A 3094-nucleotide genomic window follows, 5' to 3' on the forward strand; every position below is an offset into this window, starting at 1 on the left:
TTCTCAATGAGCCACTCACTGCCGCCATTATTGATTTTGATAAAGACGGGGCCTGGGCGCCTAATTACCGGGAACAGGGTACTACCATCGGTATCGAAGGTGGGTTGTTGGGCCTGGACATGGCCGATGACCAAATAAAGCATACCGAACAGGTGGCGCAACAAAAGGGGCCGCCCGGCGGTGACCCCTGACCAAGCCGTTGAACTCGTCCGGGGCAAGCACCAAGTCACTCAGGCAGTAGCGCGTCTCGCTGCTGGTCTTATCGCCGATCTCGCGGCTGGCCTCCACCATCACGATGCTGCCCAGGTGTTCCCAGCCCGCCAGGTCGTCGTACAGCGACAGGTCGCTTTCCACGTAGCAGCGGCGGCGCTCGATGCGGCCGCTGCCGAAGTCCACATGCTCAGCACTAGGCAGGCCGGCCTTCTTGGCCTGCATCCGCTGGGAAACCTGCTCGTGGACGCCCTTGTTCTTCTTCTTGAGCGCCAGCGGGTAGTGGCCCTCCTTCTCAACAATCAGGTCAGCGTTGCTGAGTTGGCAGGCGATGGCATCGACGCTCACCAAACTACCCTTCAAGTCCAGGCTGCCAATCAGTTGGGGGATAGCCGTTTTCTCACGGGTGCGCCCGCCCGGTACTCTTGGCATCGACCCGTTCCTGGCCCAGCACCAGGTTGTGTTCCGAGACCCAGGCGCTAACCACGCACAGCCCCGATTTTTTCTTCCCGCGCTTGGCCGTGGCCCGCTGCACCTTGCCGCCAAGGCACAGTTGGGGCAGGTTCACGGCCAAGTCGGCCAGTATCTCCCTCGACCAGCGGTAGAGGCAGTCGCCGAAAGCCCTCTTGTCGAGGAACTTGAAGACGCGGTTGCACGTGTCGTGCGAGGGTATGCCGTTGGGCAGTTCGAGGAAAGTGCGCAGGAATGCCTCATTTTGCTTGCCATAAGCCTCTATTTCCGTAAGGACGGCCCCGCTCAAAATCGTCCGCCCCGCACACTACGGCGCAAAAGGCGATGACCAGTATGTCAAGAAGCTTGTGCCTCTTGCGCCGATTTATGCGGAAATCGGGAACGTCTTGGAAGAAGGTTTGCCAGTTCATAAGGCAAAGTTCTGCCTTATCATCTGTTTTACCCCATTTTAAATGCGTTTAACCTGTTCCCGCCCTGTTGTGAAATAGGGAGTACCCCATCGGCAGGAGCAGCCTCAATAGTGCGTATGGTTTACCACTGTATTTTTTAGATACAACTTGTCCTTTTTACGGTCTTTGTTGGGGTACCTTGCCGTGGCGCTGCCGTATACCCGCAACATACCGTTGCTCAGCGTGATGACCTCTTCGGCGCCCTGCCCCATAAAATCAAACTGATGGAAGACCGGGTCGGGAAAATACAACTCTCCTTTGCCCTGGTCATTGATCCGGAATTTGTACCAGAAAAGCTCTTCCTGTCTATTGCCCCGCCAGTCGCCTTTTACAAAGTCTGGATTGCCATTAAGCGGCTGCCCGGGCCATTTGCTAAGCAGATTACCCTTTTTGTCGAACCAATACAGCTGGCTGGATAGATACGGCTCGCCGATCTGTCGGTTGCCATAGACTCTGCCGCCGGCTACTACCTGCGGGGTGGGGGTGTTTTTCAGGAAATTACCCACCTGTATCTGCTGGGTATGCTCGGCTACCTGTTGCCAGATGATTTTTCCCGTCATGGCTTCGTACACGAAAATCCCGGTTTCACTGTTGGCCGTGAGGATATCCAGCTTCCCATCCCCGTTAATATCGCCAAACTTGTAGCTATCGGCGTGGTCGTGGTTATCGGGCAAGAGGTCAAAGCGGTTCCAGATTTCCTTGCCGTGGGCATCAAGCAGCAATGAGCCCACCAGTACTTCGTCGATACCATCGTTGTTCAGATCTACCGGGTAAATGTAGTGCCCGAGGTTGTCTTTCTTCCGATGCTCGGTGTGCATCCACCGTTGTTTCAAACCGGCATCATAGGCGCTGACCGTCATGGTGCCGCCATAGTCGGTAAACACGGCCAGTTCGTTGGGCGCGTTTTTGGTCAGTTTCGCAATGGCCAAGCGAAAGTTGTTGTACACGTGCGGCAAGGGCCCGGTAGGCCAGTCGGTTTGGTGTTTGATGCGGCCGGTTTCGCCATCCGCCGTCACCAGTACTTCTTTCCCGTCCATCATGCGCCAATGTACCACCTCAGCTTTCCCGTCGCCGTCAAAATCCCACAGTACCCCGGGTGCTTCAAACTCTGAACGCTCCTTCACGTATTCTTCCGGCGCTTTCCATTGCCAGAGTTCCTGGCCGCTGTTATCGAATACATGCGCCGAAAAATCGGGTTCCAGAACCAGGAAATCCGTTTTTCCGTCCCCGTTGACATCCCCGAATTTCACCGCGTTGGACCGGGGGATTTTATATTCTTTCAGCAGTTTTACGTCCGGGTTTAATTGCAGCGCTAATACACTCTTTTCATCAAGGGTGGGTACTTTGCTGAACACCAGCACGTCGAATACCACCCCCGGCTGGATGCGGGTGATTTTGACGTAGTTCCGCCCTTTGTGTAAATGAAAACTACCTCCTTCTTTCCAACCCCAGGGCGTGTTCCCAAACCCAGCCTCCGTTACTTGATCATTTACGGCTACTTTGAAAGAACCTTTGTTGCCGCCGCTTCGCACAAAAAGATGGAAGGTGCCTTCCTTCTCCACCGCCACCTGCGTCATAAGATTCGTGGCCGAGTTGAGCTTGATCCCGGTGTTGTTAAAGAGCCAGGGTACCCGCTGCTCGAAAGCCGTAGTTATTATGTTTCCTTTGGGTACTTCGTCCAGGAAAGAAGAAGCCGGAACCGGCAACAAGTTCTGTGCTCCTGCATGGGAAGAGAGGAGGAAAAACAGGCAGGATGTAATGGTTTGTTTCATTGGGCTAATTGAGACCAGCCTGGTGAGGGTTAGGGCAGCATGAGGCTAGTTAGCCTATCCTATCTACTGTGAATTCGGTTTCCACAAACTTTAACATTTGGCCTGTCCGATATCAAAAGGGCCAGCGTTTTATTGACTTCTTTGCGCTGTTTCAAACTAGTTTACGACCTGATCTCCTGGTTTTCAGTTCCG

The 3094-nt window shown here is 54.3% G+C and carries 4 protein-coding genes; all 4 read right to left on the reverse strand.

The features are described from left to right. Positions 1–81: 81 nt before the first annotated feature. Positions 82–642 (reverse strand): ISAs1 family transposase, encoded by a 561-nt coding sequence (locus ACEW8P_RS09530; protein WP_373512853.1) that lies wholly within the window; start codon positions 640–642, stop codon positions 82–84. Further along, positions 611–970: an ISAs1 family transposase gene (locus tag ACEW8P_RS09535; RefSeq protein ID WP_373512854.1), complete on the reverse strand. Its 360-nt coding sequence runs from the start codon at positions 968–970 to the stop codon at positions 611–613. The genes ACEW8P_RS09530 and ACEW8P_RS09535 overlap by 32 nt, the downstream gene beginning before the upstream one ends. Next, positions 921–1091 carry a transposase family protein gene (locus tag ACEW8P_RS09540; protein ID WP_373512855.1) on the reverse strand — a complete coding sequence of 57 codons (171 nt, stop codon included), beginning with the start codon at positions 1089–1091 and terminating at the stop codon, positions 921–923. The genes ACEW8P_RS09535 and ACEW8P_RS09540 overlap by 50 nt, the downstream gene beginning before the upstream one ends. Positions 1092–1195: 104 nt before the next feature. Continuing rightward, complete coding sequence (locus ACEW8P_RS09545) at positions 1196–2902, reverse strand: hypothetical protein (protein ID WP_373512856.1); 1707 nt, start codon at positions 2900–2902, stop codon at positions 1196–1198. Positions 2903–3094 lie beyond the last annotated feature (192 nt).

The sequence above is a fragment of the Persicitalea sp. genome (assembly GCF_041751555.1).
Classification (GTDB): Bacteria; Bacteroidota; Bacteroidia; order Cytophagales; family Spirosomataceae; genus Persicitalea.